Below are 16784 nucleotides of genomic sequence, written 5' to 3'. Positions count from 1 at the left end.
TTACGACAGTTTATCCACAAACGGGCTTCAAATTGGGAACTTCACGTCCCAGCACCCGATAGTATATTTGTTCATACTCATGCCGAATTGCATCGTTACAAAAATCATGATGAGCCCTACGAAGACATGCTTCCCTGAAATCAGCGGCCAGTCGATCGTCTGTTAATATACGAATCGCGTTCTCAGCCATGGACTGTGTATCGCCGATCGGGGATAAATATCCGGTTTTGCCGTGCAGTACGAGTTCCGGAATTCCTCCCGCCTGCGATCCGACCGTTGGCACACCGCAAGCCATCGCTTCCAGAGCCACAAGTCCGAAGCTTTCTTTCTCGGAAGGCAGCATAAGGATGTCCGCCATCGAAATGACTTGTGCAATATCATCCTGTTTACCAAGGAAATGAACTTTATCATTCAATCCCATGTCATTGATTTTCCATTGGATTTTAGGCAGGTCAGGCCCCTCACCAACAAATAACAATTTGGCTGGAACCTGCTCCTGCACCTGACGGAAAACCTCAACAACGTCCTGGGTTCTCTTCACCGGCCGAAAGTTGGAGATATGCATCAATATTTTCTCGTGCGGTGCTGCAAAATCCCTGCGCAGACTGGCTGCATCCCGAGGGTAATATATTCGTTTATCTATAAAATTGTAGGTCAAATCAATTGGACGCTGTATATCCAGCAGATCTACCGTTTCCCGAATCAAATCCTGTGATACAGCAGTTACGGCATCACTTTCATTAATCGCAAGGCGAATGAGATCCTTCAGCGATTCGTCCTGTGCAAGAACGGTAATGTCTGTTCCATGCAGCGTCGTGACTACCTTCAGGTCTTCGCCCACCATTTGTTTGGCCAAGAAGGCACATACGGCGTGCGGAACTGCATAATGCACATGCAGCAGATCCAGCTGCTGGGCCTTGGCCACTTGGGCCATCTTGGTTGCCAGCGACAGATCATATGGTGGATAGCGAAAAACATAATAATCGTTCACTTCAACTTCATGGTAAAAAATATTTTTCTGAAAAGTACCCAATCGGAACGGGATACTATTCGCAATAAAATGAACCTGGTGACCCTGTTCGGCAAGCAATTTGCCGAGCTCCGTTGCGACAACGCCAGACCCTCCGAGGGACGGATAACAGGTGATACCAATCTTTAACTTTTGCTCCATCCGGTGGACGCTCCTTTGATCTCCCGCGTGTGCAGGTTGATGTAATGCAACGGAAAATAAAACGATATATCAGGATACGAGCAAGCGCAGCAGGATATTACCTGGCTGCTGCGCCAAACTGCCCAACGACATAAGGTGTAATACTCGCAAATCCTTCAGCAAAGGGTATCAGGCTCCGCTGACCCAGCAAGGAATCGCGGGCTCTTACACGTTCAATATACCCTTGATTCAATGGGGTAGAAACCGTACCTGCTCCTGATTCAAATTGAGAACGATAACTGAGCAGCGATCTTTCCTTTTGCTCATAGTGTTCCGTAATATCGACAATCAAATCCGTTGGCCCAATATCATTAATGAAGTAAAAATACAGTTCCTTCACTTGGATGGCTGGCATGTCTGGCATATAATTTCGCAACTTGGCATTGAATACCGCTTCCTGTACAAGCTTGCTGCACATGACATGATCCGGATGCCGGTCTTCCCAATAAGGTGCAAATACAATTCGCGGCGCATGACGACGAATCTCAGCCGTTACAGCCTGTATATGTTCAGGGGTTATGTATAAGCCGCGGTCTGGCAAACCCAGATTGGTTCGACACGAAAGACCGAGGACGCGGGAGGCTTCCTCCGCTTCCTCGGCTCTGCGCTCTACAGTCCCGTTGGATGACATTTCTGCTTTTGTCAGATCACACACGCCAACTTTCAAGCCTGCGGCAGTATGCTTGGCGATTGTTCCCGCCATACCAATCTCCGCATCATCAGCGTGTGCCCCAAAAATCAGAATATCAAGACTCATTGGGAATCACCTTGATTCACTCCAGCTTCCGGTTTGTATTTATGCACAAGTTCTCTCCAGCCAAAATCTCCGCGATCCAGTGCTTTAACCAGAATTTCCGCCGTTGCGATATTGGTTGCGAGTGGAATGCCCTGTACATCACACAACCGAAGCAGTGCATTGATATCCGGTTCGTGTGGCTGAGCCATCAGCGGATCACGCAGGAAGATAATCAGATCCATTTCATTTTGTGCAACCAAAGCACCGATCTGTTGGTCTCCACCTAGAGGACCGGATTCAAACCGGTGAATTTTCAGGGACGTACCTTCCATAATACGAAGGCCCGTTGTACCTGTAGAATATAGTTGATGGTCAGTAAATACGGGTTCATAAGCAGTCACAAAGTTTACCATCTCTTCTTTTTTGCGATCATGGGCGATAAATGCGATTTTCAACATGATAATCTCCTTTAGTCGATAAAGTGATCAAATCCGTAGATGAGTCCTGTATATTCCATAACCTTCTGCACTCCGATTTTAACACCAGGCATGTACCCTGCACGCTCGTAGGAGTCATGACGAATTTTGAGCGTTTGACCAAAATCGCCGAATACCACTTCCTGCTGAGCAAATACACCTGGCAAACGAACACTGTGAATACGGAATCCGTTATAGTATCCGCCCCGTGAGCCTTCAATGGTCTCCTCTTCATTCGGGTTACCCTGACGAAGTTCTTCCCGGTTGGCTGCGATCAATTCAGCCGTTTTAATCGCTGTTCCTGAAGGCGCATCCAGCTTTTGATCCCCGTGGTACTCAATAATTTCAACATTAGGCATATGTTTGGCCGCCTGGGCTGCGAATCTCATCATTAATATAGCACCGATGGAGAAGTTCGGAGCAATCAGACCTCCAATCCCTTTATCCTGACACTGCTTGTCCAGTTGTTCAATCTGCTCCGTCGTGAAGCCGGTAACCCCCATAACGGGTCTGACTCCATAACGGATCGCAAGTTCTGTATGAGCGAAAGCATATTGCGGTATTGTAAAATCAACCATGACCTGCGGTTTGCTCTCAGCAAAGGCCATTTCGATATCATCGGTTACGAGAACTCCGCACTCGGGAAGACCGACAAGGGTTCCGGCATCCGTGCCTGCGCCGGAGCGGTTAACCGCGGCAGCGAGCTCCAGTTCTGGATCCTGGAGCACCAGCTTCACCACTTCCCGGCCCATCCGGCCAGCCGCTCCGATTACGGCAACTTTTATTACTTCAATCATCTTGGCTGCATCTCCTCACTGTATGTTGGATCAATCATTTGAATCCATTTCCTCAGCTATCGCTTTCACGATGCAGATGAAACGAATTTCTTATTGAATGGAATTTTTACGCTGCTTGATTTGTTGGTACAACTGATGCAGTTGCCCGTTCTGCGGGTCCAGCGATAACGCATCCCGGACTGCCTTGATTGCACGATCGAACTCATTCAGATCGCTATATGCCAGTGCAAGCATCACATGGGCTTCAACATACAGGGGATCAAGCTTAACTGCCTGTTTAAGCAGAGCAGCTGCATGAGCATAACGCTCCTGCATACCGCTACCCGCCTGTTCAAGCAAAACCTTCGCCTGTGTGCTTAGCTGCTTGGCTTCCAATGTCTGCAAATGCAGGACATATTCCTCTGTGCCTCCGGACAGATCAACCGCCTTGCGGGCATGTTCCAGCGCCGGGCCCAGATGCTGGCTGCGGGCATGCGTAATGGAACAGCGATAGTGGAGCTCCGCATGTTCCGGGTGAGCAAGAATGGCCGATTCAAACCAACGGATCGCCTGCTCAAAATCATTTTGCAAAATACAGCGGTAAGCCTGCTGCATATAATCTTCCGGCTTCATCATCCAAGCTGTCCCTCCCCAATCGGGTGATGGTACAGCATATGTAATCTACGCCTAATCGGTGTTTTTTGGAGTCCACCGATTTGCATCGCGTGTATTGAATTTATGCATGACTTTGTCGTGTGCCTGCGCGAGATCGATCCCGAGCGAGTTGGCAAAACAAATCGTGATAAACAAAATATCCCCAAGCTCCAGTTCAATGGAATTGTCTGCTTCGGATGCTTTCTTCGGCTTTTCACCGAACTGGTGGTTGACTTCCCGAGCAAGCTCTCCAACCTCCTCCGACATACGGGCCAACATGGCCAGCGGACTGAAATAGCCCTCCTTGAACTGGGAGATGTAGAGGTCAACCTCGCGCTGCATTTCTGCGATGCTTTTCTCCATGAGAACGGATTCTCCTTTTGAAATTGTGTCGTATTTGTTCCTAATATATCAGTTATTCCGTTTTACTTCCACCATCATAAGGCACAAATCATTTTTAAAGAATCAATAAATAGGTATACTATATGGGAAGTATTGCTTCATCATTAATTTACATATGGAGAGGGATCTTATGACCACTGCCAAAACATGGGTTCAATTCAAACTGATTCTCCCTATTCTGTTGGGTACCGCTTTGTATGCCTTTGGACTGCTGTACTTTATTATTCCCAACCAGCTGATGGAAGGCGGCGTCACAGGGATCACCGTCCTGTTAAATTATGCTTTCGGCCTCTCTCCTTCTCTGACAACCCTTGTTATTAACGTTCCCCTCTTTCTGGTCGGACTCAAAATATTGGGTGGCAGACAGATGATCTACACGGGGGTGGGGATCGGTGCGCTCACCGTGTTTCTGTGGTTATTTGAGAAAATGATTCACTTGGGGTGGATTGAGCCGCTCCATACGGAGAACGATCTCTTGCTGGCGGCACTTTATGCAGGTGTCACTCTTGGTGCGGGCCTTGGCATTGTATTCCGCTCCGGTGGAACGACAGGCGGCTCCGATATTATCGCACGGATTCTCAGCCGGAAATATGGATGGAGTATGGGCCGGATCCTGCTGGGGATCGATTTTATTATTATTGGCATCTCCCTGATCTACATTCCAAAAGAAAAAATACTGTATACGCTGGTTGCCGTATTTATCGCTTCCAAAGTTATCGACTTTATTCAGGAAGGGGCATATTCCGCTCGCGCATTTATGATCATCAGTGACCATGCTCCCGAGATTGCCGATCTGATTACCAAGGAAATGGACCGCGGCGTAACACTGATCCCAGCTATCGGTGCTTACTCCAAGCAAGCGAAACACGTTGCCTACTGCGTTATTTCCCGTCAGGAATTCAGGCGACTGCAAACCATCGTCAGGTCTGTTGACCCCCGGGCTTTTGTCATTATCAGTGACGTCCATGATGTACACGGGGAAGGCTTTAAAGAAAGCTAAATATGATAAAAACCTCTCCCAGAAAAGAGCCCATTTCGGCTTTTCTTGGGAGAGGTTTTTATCATGGCACATAAGGTAGGTCCATTAGCGCCGGAATGGAAATATGCCTTGCTGCTGCGCACGATACTTGCGATATCCCGCATAGCTGAGTGCAGCTACAATCACAGACGTAATAAACAGTCCTGCCGCTCTCCGATTCGGCCCCTCAACAAATGGTACAAATGCGCTCTCATCCTTTTCGCGTCCAAACAATTGATTCACCAGCTCTTCACCATGGGATAGCATGCTTTGCAGCTGAGCCACATCTGGCTGTTTGGCTGCAGTCAGCCCTTTGGTGTGAGACAACCAGGCATCCAATTGAGCTATCTCGTATGGTTCTCGGCGAATCATGGCCGCCGGACGAATCGTTTCATAATGTTCCTCCAGCACCGCATATTGGCTGGAGAGCGTTGCTCCATTATCATGTCGATTCACAGCGGTTGATAAGGCCTGAAGGTCATTTTGCACAATTTTATAATATTGGAGCCATAATGGTTTGGCTGGGTTAGCAAGACTGTCGGCAGCCAGTCTCAGTTTGGCAGAAGCTTGCTGTAGACCGGTATCGTCACTTTTAACGCGGACAGCTGCTTCTTTAACTTCCACGATGGTTTCGGATATGGCATGTATGCCTTCGACCGTCGTCTGGCCTTCAAACGAGATATGTTCCAATCTTTCGCTAATACGCATAATGCTGTTTCTGACTTCCTCAATATTATGCTCCAAGGCATGTCTGTAGAGTGAAGTCGCTTCCTCATTAAGCTGCTGAATAGAACTATTGACGAGAACCTGCTGGTCCGTCCCCCCGTCATTCCCTTTACTTTGAGCAGATACACTGTATGACAAGTTCGTCCAGAACAACAGAGTCATGAACGATACTACCATTAATCCGGTTTTGATCCAGAACGTTCTCTTCATGGACATCCCCCCCATCACCAATGTATGGCGGGGCAGAGCAGCTTAGAACAAGCTTATGAAATCAGGTTCGTTTAGCCTGTCTCAATGCAAGCCATGCACACAAGATGCTGACCAGTGTTAGTCCGAATGTAAAATTGCGTACACCATCCAAATGCTCATAGAGCGAACCCGGAAGCCAAGGGAAAATATCATATGTGTAATCCATCGTATCATTCAATAACGTCCATAGACTGGCAATAAGCAGCGCCACCCATCTGAAACCAAAAAATCTTACATAAATCAACGCTTCAATGGCCATGGCACTGTGTGAAGCGATCAGCATCCAGTCCTGCCAATGGGGTGAACCTCCCTGCATCCAACCTGCAAAAATAATGGATACGGCCCACACACCATATTTCACCGAAGTGACCACAGCGAGAGCTTGAATAACATGTCCAATTCTGTTGAGTACAACCGATTTGGGTTTATACAAGACCCATAATAAAGCAAGTGTAAAAAATAAACTCGCTGTTGGACTGTCAGGGACAAATACAATCTGCCACAGCGGCTGTTCAGCCAGTGTTCTCTCCAACTGATCTCCGTACCATATGTAACCATACACGGTTCCTACCGCATTACACCAAAACAGAAGCCACAGGAAATACCGATTGGTTAAAAACTCCCGGCTCCAGAAAAACGATAAAGACACGTTCGCTGCCCCTTCCTTCTTTCAGTTTCTATGAGCTATAAATCGCTGGTTGGTAAAACTCCTCAAAAAAACCTGACCGCAACAACAGTCAGGTTTTTGGCTTAATTCGATTTTACTGTTCTGCCTTCTGTTTCGCAAGCCAATCCGCAAGGTGATTGACGTCGTCATCTGTCAATCCTTGGGCGATGGCTTGATCATACATTGCAGGCATTGAGTTATATCCTTCTTTGATAATGGTCAAGATCTCTTCCTGGCTGTGCTTGTCACCAACACCACGAAGAGAGGGACCAGCAGCACCCTTCATATCAGCAGCATGGCAAGATACACATCCTGCCTTCTTGAACGTTTCCATCGCAGGATCGTCCTTCTCGACGATAGCCACTTCTTCCTTTTGGCCCGGTGCATTGGAAGTTGGCAGTCCTTGTTCATGCTTCTCCAGCGCTTCTTCCTCACGCTGAATATGTTCAGGCTTCTGACCTGTCGCTTCTAACTCGTGCGTGTAGTGCGTCCAGGCCACATTCGTCAGATAAAACACGGAAATGATCGACAAGACCATCAGGGATGAAGCAATGGGACGCCTGTAGAACCGTCGCTCCTTGCCTGTATCCAAGAACGGGGCAAGGAGTAAAGCACCGAAGGCCACCCCACTGACACCCAACACACCGAGCAGGACATAATCGCCTGAAGCGTATGGATATTTCAGATATTGATACAGAAAAAGGAAATACCAGTCCGGCATCGGAATAACGGATGCACTAGGGTTAGCGGGATAACCAAGTGGTGCAGGTTCAGAAATGGTCAATACCAGAATACCCACCAGTACAACAACGCCAACCATCCATTCCTTTAGCAAAAAGTTAGGTATAAATGCCTCGGATTTGCCTGGATACGCCGTATAGTCTGGCGGGGTAATGAACCCTGCCCCTTTGCGGACGCGTGAATCACCGACAAAGATAATCTTCTCCTGATCATCAGACTTGTGACCGTGAGCCATTACGATTCCTCCCTTCTCAGATTATAGTGGTCCCGAAATGCCCTGTCTGCGGATCATAATAAAGTGTCCGACCAGAAGCACCAGGAGCACAGCTGGGAGGAAGAAGACGTGTAGGGCAAAGAAACGCGTTAACGTCTGCGCACCTACAATGGTTCCACCTTGCAGGAATTCCTTAATAATTGGCCCCAGCCAAGGAACGGTATTGGCAATTTCCAGAGTAACCTTGGTTGCAAAGTAGGCTTTGTTATCCCATGGCAGCAGGTATCCTGTCAATCCCAGACCCAGCATGACGAAAAAGATCAGCATGCCCACGACCCAGTTCATTTCACGCGGTGCTTTATAAGAGCCTGTGAAGAACACACGCATCGTATGTAAAAACATCATTACGATTACCAGACTCGCTCCCCAGTGGTGCATGCCGCGCACAATTTGGCCGAAAGCTACTTTGGTCTGCAAATACTCGACACTGGCATAGGCATTGATGATATCAGGCACATAGTACATTGTCAGAAACATTCCTGAGAGAATCTGAATTACGGTGATAAAGAACGTCAATCCACCAAAGCAGTAGACGAATGCGGAAAAGTGATGAGCCGGGTTTACGTGCTCTGGAACTTCATGATCCGCAACGTCCCTCCAGATTGGCGTGATATCGAGACGCTCGTCAATCCAGTCATAGACATTTTTAAACATCTGCGTTCACGCCTCCTATTTCACTCGGGTGTTCGGAACAATCTCGCCCAGATAAACCCAACCCTGATCCTCCTTGACCACATATTCATCCAGCGGTTTCGGGGCTACGGCAAGATTTTTCCCTTCCTTGTCATAGTGCGCGCCATGGCAGGGGCAATGATACTCATCAGGATAATTTTTGTCACTGTTCCAGCCCACTGTACAACCCAAATGTTTACAGATTGGTGAAAGCGCATAAATTTTACCCTGCTCATCCTTACGAATCCATGCCACTAGCGAAGCATTACTCAAATACCAACCATCCTGTTGCTGCAGTTCGAATGTGAATTCTTGAGGTTCGTTCGTAATTTTGCTGATTTCAGCTACTTTGACAGAAGTGCCTTCGCCTTTATGTTGCAAAATCGGGTCCACCGCAAAACGGACCATGGGAAGAATCGCACCGGCGGCCATATAGGCTGTAGCTCCACCAAGCGTGTACGTCAAAAACTGCCTGCGTGACATTTCCTTCCGGCTTGGCGGTTTGTTCGAGGCTTCGTGCTGGTCATGCTCACTGCTCATACTGTCTCCAACCCCCTTTGTCAGCCAACTCTCTCATACGTTTTCATTATCAGAAATTCCACGACTTACTAGAACATACATAATCATATAGTAGCCCTAGAACACCGTCAAGAATTTGTCACACATTTTTAAGCTTCAATTGTAAGCGTTATTAAAAAAGTGTTGATAAATTGTCACAATTACAAATTAAAGTTAGCTTTTCCACATCTCCCGGACTTTTTCCCCGACAAAACTCGCTATTTTCATTTCATCCATTTGCTCAGTCAATTGGGAACGACTAAAAACAAGATCTGCACACGGAATTTTATCCAGTTCCAAACAACCATCAGATGTCATTATCACCACAAATTTGAATCCGGATTGCTTAAGCTGCTCACATATGGTGTTTAATGCCATTGACATTTCCTGAAAAGCAAAATGAAATGCGGGATACGTCATGATTCGTCCCTTGAATGGAACCTCAATCGTGTCCAGAAAATCTCTAAGCCTCTCTAACGCCTCCGTAACTTCAGCCGGAGACTGATTTCCCGTAAGACCGGTAAATGGGATAAGGCATGTATCCAGATAGAGTTGCAGTTCAGCCCAGCTGTCATGAGTCATCTCACTGAATTTCAATTCCCTATTTCCCCTCTCTATCCATTTTATTCCCATATTATATATGAGCCTTCGATGTAAATCTATAGATTCATTCGAAACCTCTCTATATGAAACAAAAAAAGAAATGCGTATTGACGCATTTCCTGTTTTATCTGTTTTAATCATCAGTTTATGGTTTTCAGTTCATCCGTCAGACTCCGGAAAGCTACTTCGTCTCCGGTAGCCAACGCCTTATCGATTTCCATATACAGCTTCTCGCTACGCTGTTTACGAAGCGCTTCGTCCCACACCATCTCAGCAGCCAGCCCCAACATGACTTCATACGTAACTTTCATTTTATCCAATAGGATGCACCTCCAAAACGGATTTAAGAGCTCCTATATTCCTTACCTTTGGCAACATAACCAAGTGATGTCCTGGACATCCGCTCAAGGTCGGCATCCGTCAGTTCACGGATCACTTTGGCCGGTGTTCCCAAAGCCAGGGTATAGGGCGGAATTTTAGTATTTTCAGTTACAACAGAACCGGCCCCGATTAGTGTATATTCACCAATTTCGGCTCCGTTGAGAAGGATGGCTCCCATACCAATCAGTGAGCCTGTTCCAATGTGACAACCGTGAATAATCGCAGCATGTCCCACGGAAACATCGTCCCCCAGAATCAGAGGTTGATTTGTATTGACATGTCCTACAGCATTGTCCTGTATGTTACAGCGTTGCCCAATCAAGATTGGTGCCATATCAGCCCGCAGTACTGCATTGAACCAGACCGTCGACTCTTCTCCTATTTTCAGATCACCTATCAGCTTGGCCCCTTCAGCCACATACACCGAAGAATGAAGCTGTGGTTGTTGACCTTTGAACGGAATTATCATCAGTATCACTCCTTAATTTGGGAGTGATTTTAGCAACATGTCCTCTAAATGTCAAACATTACAGGAGTCGTGTCTCCGGACAGCGATCTGCAGGATGCCGCCAAACGTAAGCCCCAGGCCGTCATTTGCACGGTTACTCCACTCTCCTGTTCTCCAATGCGAAGCATACCCAGATGCAGCATCATTTTGATGACTCTTGTTTCATAAATGGTCTCCGGCGTGTCGTAATAAAATGGCTGTATCAACGGACCAATCTGACGAAACAAAGACTCTGCTGTGGACCAATCCGGTGCACATTCCCCTGTCCAGTAGACGATGGAGGACAAATTTGGAATAGCACCTTTATAAAGTCTTAACCAAAACCGAAATAGCTGTATCATTTCGGCAGTTTTCTCTGCCCCCAGCTTGTCTTCGCCAGATGCAGACAGTTTCAGCAGTCCTTGTTCTTCCCGAACTAGGCGGTGGTGAAATGCATAATCGTATAGAAATGCAAAACGGTCAGGATAATCCTTGAAGGAACGGCCGTAGCCAAACCTCCAGCCTGCTTTTCCAACCAATGTCTCGCTGACATGTAGATGATCCATCACCTGCTGCTGGGAACGACGGTACATCATGCCCTCTGCGTTCAAGGGGATCTCATGCTGCTGAACAAATTGCAGAAACAACTTAAGATCGTCTACAAGCAGATGGTACTCATCCCTATACATGGGTGGTTCACTTGTCTTTTTAATACCCGCCTTCAGGTGAGTTGATAACACATCCCGGAATCTCATTTTCAAATCCTGGGGCACCTGATACAGGTACTTGGTATGCTGTGTTGTTCCGTTAAACAACCACCCGCTCTTGGTGAAGCGAACAATCAGATCGCGCGGACTGGCACCAGCGTCGCTTTCCTTTTTGTCCATCGACTGACGTGCAATGGCGACAAGTTCTTCCATCCCAAAGTATTGACGGGGATCAAATAGCAGGTTGTTCAGAAAACGCAGATGCGCCACGTTCAGTTCGCTAACCTGTTGCTCAAAAAATCGCCTGCTGCCCAATGTCGTGAGAATACTCTGGATGAGTTCATGTTTGGAATTCGGCTTACACTCACATTGGTAATAGTCTGCTATACGATTAAGCTGGCCGATATCGGCAAAAGTAAGCATATCCGCTAGATTCATGGGTCCATCGCCTCGCCGTTGACTACTATTTGGCTACTGATTCGGGGCCTGAGTAGTTTGGTTTTGTAAACATGTTTGACGGAATTCCAAGGATCTAAACCTCTTTGCACAAATCTTTTATCGTTTTAACCATACTATGCCCTAACTTGTCTGCTCAGAAGAAAAATGAGAGGCTCGAAATGATATAGAACGACAGCTTCGCTGTTTGAAAACAAAAAAAAAACAATCTGAGTCCAATTACTCAGATTGTTTGGCCGAATCCAAAGATAGATGTCGTGTGCAGTTATATAACAAGGGACTCCAGTCGTCCTTTTCTTTTTCCAGAATCGTAAGCGACAAGTTTCCAATTCGTTCCGTATAGCGGTCTTTGTACAAGGCAGATAACAGATTGGCCAGAAAAGCCCCATGCGTCACAATCAGCACATTTTTGCTTGGATATGCAGCCCATAGATCCTCCAGGAACGCTAAAGCCCGTGCCTGTATATCAACAATCTGCTCCTGTCCCAGATCCAGCGTCTCCCAGGTTGTTCCCCAGCGGGCGATTCGTTCATCTGAGGTCAAACCCTCGATTTGACCGAAACCTCTCTCTTTCAGACGTGCATCTGGATCAAGCATAGGCACATTTAACAGTTTAGAGATGATCTCTCCTGTCTCCTGCGCACGGGATAAACCACTGGTGATGATATAGTCCCACTGATACTCCTCAGTCAACAGACGGCTTCCCAGCCGTTCTGCCTGCTGACGCCCTTCTGCATTCAAAGGGATATCAGTCTGCCCCTGAATACGTCCTGCAGCATTCCAATCAGTAAGACCGTGACGAATAAGCCCAATCCTCATCTCATCCCTCATTTCTCTATACGGTGAACGGCAGGTAGCTATGCGCGTGCACCTTGTTTACGTTTGTTCGTCGTACGATGCATGCGCCCCAGTGAAAACAGAGCCATGCCTATGGCAAGCAGTGACAAGGCCATCCAGTATCCCGGATAAGCAGGTCCCATACTTACGACAAAAGGTTCAATGATGCTCCCTCTGTCTGCCCCTGGCATGTTGTACTGGTACATGCTTGAAGCCGTCAGATCACTTCCAGCAACAGCTGTTTCGAGTATCCCCGTAGAAACAACGCTTTGCTGCTGCTCAGCTTCAGATACTTCTGGCTTAAACATCGCCATGTACAAGAAACTGCATAAAAAAATGGCCAGAAACGCAGCAATCCACAAAGACATATGCTTGCGGATCGCAGCAGAGAATCGATTCACCTTTGCCTCTTCAGGCAAAAGCCATGGTGACTCCGCATAAATGCGGTCCATTACATTGCGATTGACTCTCTCTGCCTGCTGCTCTGTCACGGGTTCCGGTATGCTGTGCAGCAATATTTGGGCTTCTTCCCAAACCTCAAACTGCTGCGAACAGTCCTCACAACCATCCAGATGGGCATGAAAAGCAATCCGCTGCGGATGATTTGCCGGCAAGTCCCAGATCAGTGCAAACAGGTCCTGGGCTTCATTGCAATTCATCGGTTCTTCATCCCTTCATATGGCTCGTACACCGGTTCGAAGAAATAAGGCTCCAATTGAGTTTTTACGCTTGATCTTGCTCTGAACAATAACGATTTTACAGAACTGACGCTCTGCCCAAGAATATTGGCAATCTCCTGGTAGTCTAGTTGATCATATTCACGGAGTATTATGGCAGAACGCTGCTTCTCCGGTAAGTTGTTAATGGCATCTCTAACCAGCATTACCCGCTCACTGCGCAGTACAGCATGCTCAGGCGCGTTCTCGGAAGGAGCAATTGGTACGACACCGCTCTCTTCAAGAGGAACGCTTCCACTGCGCTGCTTGCGCAGTTCACTCAGCACCGTATTTCTCGCAATGGTGTATAGCCAAGTTGAGAATGAGGCATCCACCTCACGGAACGAGTGCAAACTGCGGTACGCCTTATAGAAAGTCTCAGAACAGAGATCTTCCGCAAGCAGCTCCATATTGGAACTTTTCAACATATGATATACGAAAGCCAGTATTTTACGCTGATAACGACGCATCAGCTCGGAATATAACTCCAGGTTACCTTCCTTGATTTCTCGAATCAACTGGGAATCCGTCATTTGAGTGCGACCCCTCCTCGCCCATCCATGTGCTTCTCCCCGTTCGACTCTATCCATGTATTACCGAACAGGCACAAAAAAGTTGCGGTTCTCACCGCATAAAACAGCGTAAGGGCCCTTCAGGCCTCTACGCCAAATTCCCCTATGTAATGGCAATTTCCCCAACGTTTCTACATTAACAGTATTTATTGTACAACGGTCAGCATCATCCTGGCAAATCTATTGTGCATCATAAAAACCCGACCTGTCATTCTTATGCAATTTATTGCGCTCATATGACGCCATTAGAATCCATTTTGGCAAAAATGCACATTGCACACTCATTAGACGTACGAGGATTCAAAAAGGTTTCAAAATTTTAATCTTTTTTTCACACCTGAGTTGAAGGATTTTATTTCCTGAATTAACGTAAGTTATTATTATTTTTAACAGATTCACTTAAAGTGTTGACAAAATGAAAATGTATACATATAATAAAAGTACAGTATGGTTTCTCTCCACTCCTATCCAATAACTGTATTGCTCCACGTGAGCAATGGCCGCTTATGTAAGCGGTCTTTTTTTTACCCTTTTCCAGATAACGTACTTTAACAATAAGTTGTCGACATAAAAAAGAGGGCTCCGGCCCTCTTTTTTTGCCTCTATCTTACACCCATACCTGGTATCCCAGGGAATCCAGTAAAGACTTCGCACGCTCCATATCCTCTTCCTGACGGAAGGACAAACGCATGATGCCTGGCACATCAACCCGGTTCTCAATGATCTCCAGATTACTCAGGTTGATATCATGTGTTCCAAGCTCAGTTGCGATCTTACCAATCATCCCCGGTGCATCCTGCACATCGGTATATAAATCAAACAGCGGTGAAATCATGCCTTTACGACGTTCTGGCAGTACACTGCGGAACTCACGGGCCTGACGGAACGCATCTTCTATCCCTTGACCGTTCTGGTTCTCCAGCATCTCTGTAAAGGCAGACATCTGGTTATTCCAGTCCTTCATTAAACCAAGGAGCACTTCACGGTTGCTCAGCAGAATATCACGCCATACGATCGCATCACTGGAAGCAATCCTTGTAATATCACGGAATCCGCCTGCCGCCAGCATTTTATACAGCGGGTTTGATTCGTTGTATTCACGCACCTGATTCACAAGTGCAACCGCAATGACATGTGGCAAATGGCTGATAGCCCCCACAATATCATCATGCAGCAGAGGTTCAACCCGAACGATCTGTGCTCGCGTGTACGCTAGAAGTTCGGACAGACGGGAGTAAGCCTCTTCCGGGACATGAGCGGACGGAGTCAAAACATAGTACGCATTTTCGAAAAGCACAGCCGAAGCCGCATCCACGCCAGCACGCTCAGAACCGGCCATGGGATGACCGCCAATGAAATAGGCATCCGTCATGCGTATATGCTCCGCACAGGCAGCGATCGAAGCTTTGGTACTGCCAACATCCGTTATGATACAACCCTTTTTCAAGGGCAGCTTGGCCAATTGTTGAAAATACGATTCAAGTAAACCTACCGGCACGCACAAAAAAATAAAGTCGGCATCCTGTACCGCTTCCTCCAGAGAGAGTGTAGCGTCATCGACTACGCCACTCGCTATGTACTTGTCCTTCAGTTCAGGCAGATGTGCATAGCCCATCACGGTAACATCCGGCTTGCCTTTGAAGCAAAGCGCGAGTGAACCGCCGATGAGCCCTACACCAATCATTGCAATTTTTAGTTTCATGGGTCCTCACTCTTTCATCGCCGGTAATTAGGGGCTTGTTATCGCCTTCTCAGCCAGCGTGTTCTCCAGTGCCTTCACAAACGCACGGTTCTGCTCCGGTGTGCCAACAGACACACGAATGTATGTCGGATAGACTTGGAAGCCAGGGCGCACAATAATGCCTTGTTTGAGCAAGGATTGGAACGCGTCTTTGGATGGCATATCCAGATCCACCATGATGAAGTTGCCTTGCGAAGCAAAGTATGGCAATCCAAGCCGTGTAAACTCATTTTGCAGGAAATCACGCTCAGATGCATTCAGCTCTGCACATTCCTGAACAAATTTTTGATCCAGAAGTGCAGCTGTTGCTGCAGCCTGACCAAAACGCGATGTGTTGAACGGCTCACGGACACGGTTGATCAGATCGATTACTTCCGGACGCGCGATACCATATCCAATGCGTAGGGATGCCAGACCATAAATTTTGGAGAAGGTTCGTAATATGACCAAATTCGGATAACGTTCCAGTAACGATATACTCTGTGGATAATCCGCATCGGTTACAAATTCATAATAAGCCTCGTCCAGCACAACCATGACATGAGCAGGTACACGATCCATAAATGACGTAAGTTCCTGTTCAGAGATGATCGTTCCTGTTGGGTTATTCGGGTTACATACCCATACCACCTTGGTTCTGTCATTAATTTGCGCAAGCATGGAAGACAGGTCATGGGTTCCATCCTTAAGCGGTACTTCAATCGTCACAGCACCTTCAATGTCAGCATTGCTTTTGTATACGGAGAATGTCTGATCCGCCATGACGGTCTCATCTCCCGGGAGGAAGAAGGCACGGGTAATCAGGGCTATAATCTCGTCCGATCCACAGCCAAAAATAATGTTGCTCCGTTCCACGCCCAAATGCTTCGCCAGCACCCCTGTCAGTTCTACCGCACTGCCGTCAGGGTACAGGCTAACATTTGCCAATTCTCTCGTAATGGCTTCCAGTACGGCAGGAGAGCTGCCGTATGGATTTTCGTTGGAGGCCAGCTTGATGACTTGCTCAAGCCCCAGTTCACGTTTCACTTCTTCAATCGGTTTGCCCGGTTGGTACACAGGCAGATTGACAATCTGGGATTTCGGTTTCAACCCGACCGCCTCCTGTAATTAAGTTATAAATCACAT

At 47.2% G+C, this 16784-nt stretch carries 21 protein-coding genes; 1 reads left to right on the top strand and 20 read right to left on the bottom strand.

Translation table 11 applies throughout. The features are described 5' to 3' along the window. Positions 1–10 precede the first annotated feature (10 nt). The 6 genes from bshA to HP552_RS23780 all read right to left on the bottom strand — a co-directional run bounded on the left by bshA (position 11) and on the right by HP552_RS23780 (position 4215). The gene (gene bshA, locus HP552_RS23805; protein ID WP_175397878.1) at positions 11–1171 is read right to left on the bottom strand and encodes an N-acetyl-alpha-D-glucosaminyl L-malate synthase BshA; all 1161 of its coding nucleotides are present in this window, start codon (positions 1169–1171) and stop codon (positions 11–13) included. Between the two features lie 97 nt (positions 1172–1268). Then, positions 1269–1967 (bottom strand): bacillithiol biosynthesis deacetylase BshB1, encoded by a 699-nt coding sequence (bshB1, locus tag HP552_RS23800; RefSeq protein ID WP_175397877.1) that lies wholly within the window; start codon positions 1965–1967, stop codon positions 1269–1271. After that, positions 1964–2404, bottom strand: a complete 441-nt coding sequence (mgsA, locus tag HP552_RS23795; protein ID WP_175397876.1) for a methylglyoxal synthase — start codon at positions 2402–2404, stop codon at positions 1964–1966. The genes bshB1 and mgsA overlap by 4 nt, the downstream gene beginning before the upstream one ends. A gap of 11 nt (positions 2405–2415) precedes the next feature. Further along, positions 2416–3219, bottom strand: a complete 804-nt coding sequence (gene dapB, locus HP552_RS23790) for a 4-hydroxy-tetrahydrodipicolinate reductase (protein ID WP_175397875.1) — start codon at positions 3217–3219, stop codon at positions 2416–2418. A gap of 90 nt (positions 3220–3309) precedes the next feature. Next, positions 3310–3834 (bottom strand): tetratricopeptide repeat protein, encoded by a 525-nt coding sequence (locus tag HP552_RS23785; RefSeq protein ID WP_175397874.1) that lies wholly within the window; start codon positions 3832–3834, stop codon positions 3310–3312. Between the two features lie 51 nt (positions 3835–3885). Next, positions 3886–4215 carry a nucleotide pyrophosphohydrolase gene (locus HP552_RS23780; RefSeq protein WP_175397873.1) on the bottom strand — a complete coding sequence of 110 codons (330 nt, stop codon included), beginning with the start codon at positions 4213–4215 and terminating at the stop codon, positions 3886–3888. 169 nt (positions 4216–4384) lie between these two features. Here HP552_RS23780 and HP552_RS23775 point away from each other — a divergent pair, with 169 nt between their 5' ends. Beyond that, a complete protein-coding gene (locus tag HP552_RS23775; protein WP_175397872.1) occupies positions 4385–5254 on the top strand; it encodes a YitT family protein in 870 nt (289 codons plus the stop codon). An 84-nt stretch (positions 5255–5338) separates the two neighbouring features. Here the strand turns inward: HP552_RS23775 and HP552_RS23770 are convergent, their stop codons facing one another. The 14 genes from HP552_RS23770 to hisC all read right to left on the bottom strand — a co-directional run bounded on the left by HP552_RS23770 (position 5339) and on the right by hisC (position 16748). Then, positions 5339–6208: a sporulation protein YpjB gene (locus HP552_RS23770; RefSeq protein ID WP_175397871.1), complete on the bottom strand. Its 870-nt coding sequence runs from the start codon at positions 6206–6208 to the stop codon at positions 5339–5341. A gap of 61 nt (positions 6209–6269) precedes the next feature. Beyond that, positions 6270–6896, bottom strand: coding sequence for a DUF1405 domain-containing protein (locus tag HP552_RS23765; RefSeq protein ID WP_175397870.1), 627 nt, complete (start codon positions 6894–6896; stop codon positions 6270–6272). A 112-nt stretch (positions 6897–7008) separates the two neighbouring features. Further along, positions 7009–7890 (bottom strand): menaquinol-cytochrome c reductase cytochrome b/c subunit, encoded by an 882-nt coding sequence (locus HP552_RS23760; RefSeq protein ID WP_175397869.1) that lies wholly within the window; start codon positions 7888–7890, stop codon positions 7009–7011. A gap of 21 nt (positions 7891–7911) precedes the next feature. After that, a complete protein-coding gene (gene qcrB, locus HP552_RS23755) occupies positions 7912–8583 on the bottom strand; it encodes a menaquinol-cytochrome c reductase cytochrome b subunit (RefSeq protein WP_017687726.1) in 672 nt (223 codons plus the stop codon). 15 nt (positions 8584–8598) lie between these two features. Next, positions 8599–9141 (bottom strand): QcrA and Rieske domain-containing protein, encoded by a 543-nt coding sequence (locus HP552_RS23750; RefSeq protein ID WP_175397868.1) that lies wholly within the window; start codon positions 9139–9141, stop codon positions 8599–8601. Between the two features lie 192 nt (positions 9142–9333). Then, on the bottom strand, positions 9334–9756 hold the full coding sequence (locus HP552_RS23745) for a DUF2487 family protein (RefSeq protein WP_175397867.1): 423 nt from the start codon (positions 9754–9756) through the stop codon (positions 9334–9336). Between the two features lie 146 nt (positions 9757–9902). Beyond that, positions 9903–10082, bottom strand: a complete 180-nt coding sequence (locus HP552_RS23740) for an IDEAL domain-containing protein (RefSeq protein WP_095292837.1) — start codon at positions 10080–10082, stop codon at positions 9903–9905. Positions 10083–10105: 23 nt separating this feature from the next. Then, the gene (locus tag HP552_RS23735) at positions 10106–10612 is read right to left on the bottom strand and encodes a gamma carbonic anhydrase family protein (protein ID WP_175397866.1); all 507 of its coding nucleotides are present in this window, start codon (positions 10610–10612) and stop codon (positions 10106–10108) included. Positions 10613–10656: 44 nt separating this feature from the next. Continuing rightward, the gene (locus tag HP552_RS23730; protein ID WP_175397865.1) at positions 10657–11775 is read right to left on the bottom strand and encodes a hypothetical protein; all 1119 of its coding nucleotides are present in this window, start codon (positions 11773–11775) and stop codon (positions 10657–10659) included. A 237-nt stretch (positions 11776–12012) separates the two neighbouring features. Then, positions 12013–12612 carry a histidine phosphatase family protein gene (locus tag HP552_RS23725; RefSeq protein ID WP_175397864.1) on the bottom strand — a complete coding sequence of 200 codons (600 nt, stop codon included), beginning with the start codon at positions 12610–12612 and terminating at the stop codon, positions 12013–12015. Positions 12613–12650: 38 nt separating this feature from the next. Further along, complete coding sequence (locus HP552_RS23720; protein WP_175397863.1) at positions 12651–13289, bottom strand: anti-sigma factor family protein; 639 nt, start codon at positions 13287–13289, stop codon at positions 12651–12653. Further along, the gene (locus tag HP552_RS23715) at positions 13286–13879 is read right to left on the bottom strand and encodes an RNA polymerase sigma factor (protein WP_175397862.1); all 594 of its coding nucleotides are present in this window, start codon (positions 13877–13879) and stop codon (positions 13286–13288) included. The genes HP552_RS23720 and HP552_RS23715 overlap by 4 nt, the downstream gene beginning before the upstream one ends. A 646-nt stretch (positions 13880–14525) precedes the next feature. Next, positions 14526–15620 carry a prephenate dehydrogenase gene (locus HP552_RS23710; protein WP_175397861.1) on the bottom strand — a complete coding sequence of 365 codons (1095 nt, stop codon included), beginning with the start codon at positions 15618–15620 and terminating at the stop codon, positions 14526–14528. Positions 15621–15647: 27 nt separating this feature from the next. Further along, entirely contained in the window at positions 15648–16748 is a 1101-nt protein-coding gene (gene hisC, locus HP552_RS23705) for a histidinol-phosphate transaminase (RefSeq protein ID WP_175397860.1), read from the bottom strand. Positions 16749–16784 lie beyond the last annotated feature (36 nt).

The organism is Paenibacillus xylanilyticus (assembly GCF_013359935.1).
GTDB classification, from domain to species: Bacteria; Bacillota; Bacilli; order Paenibacillales; family Paenibacillaceae; genus Paenibacillus; species Paenibacillus xylanilyticus.
Note: the sequence above shows the minus strand (reverse complement) of the source record. Positions and strands in the feature narration are given on the sequence as shown.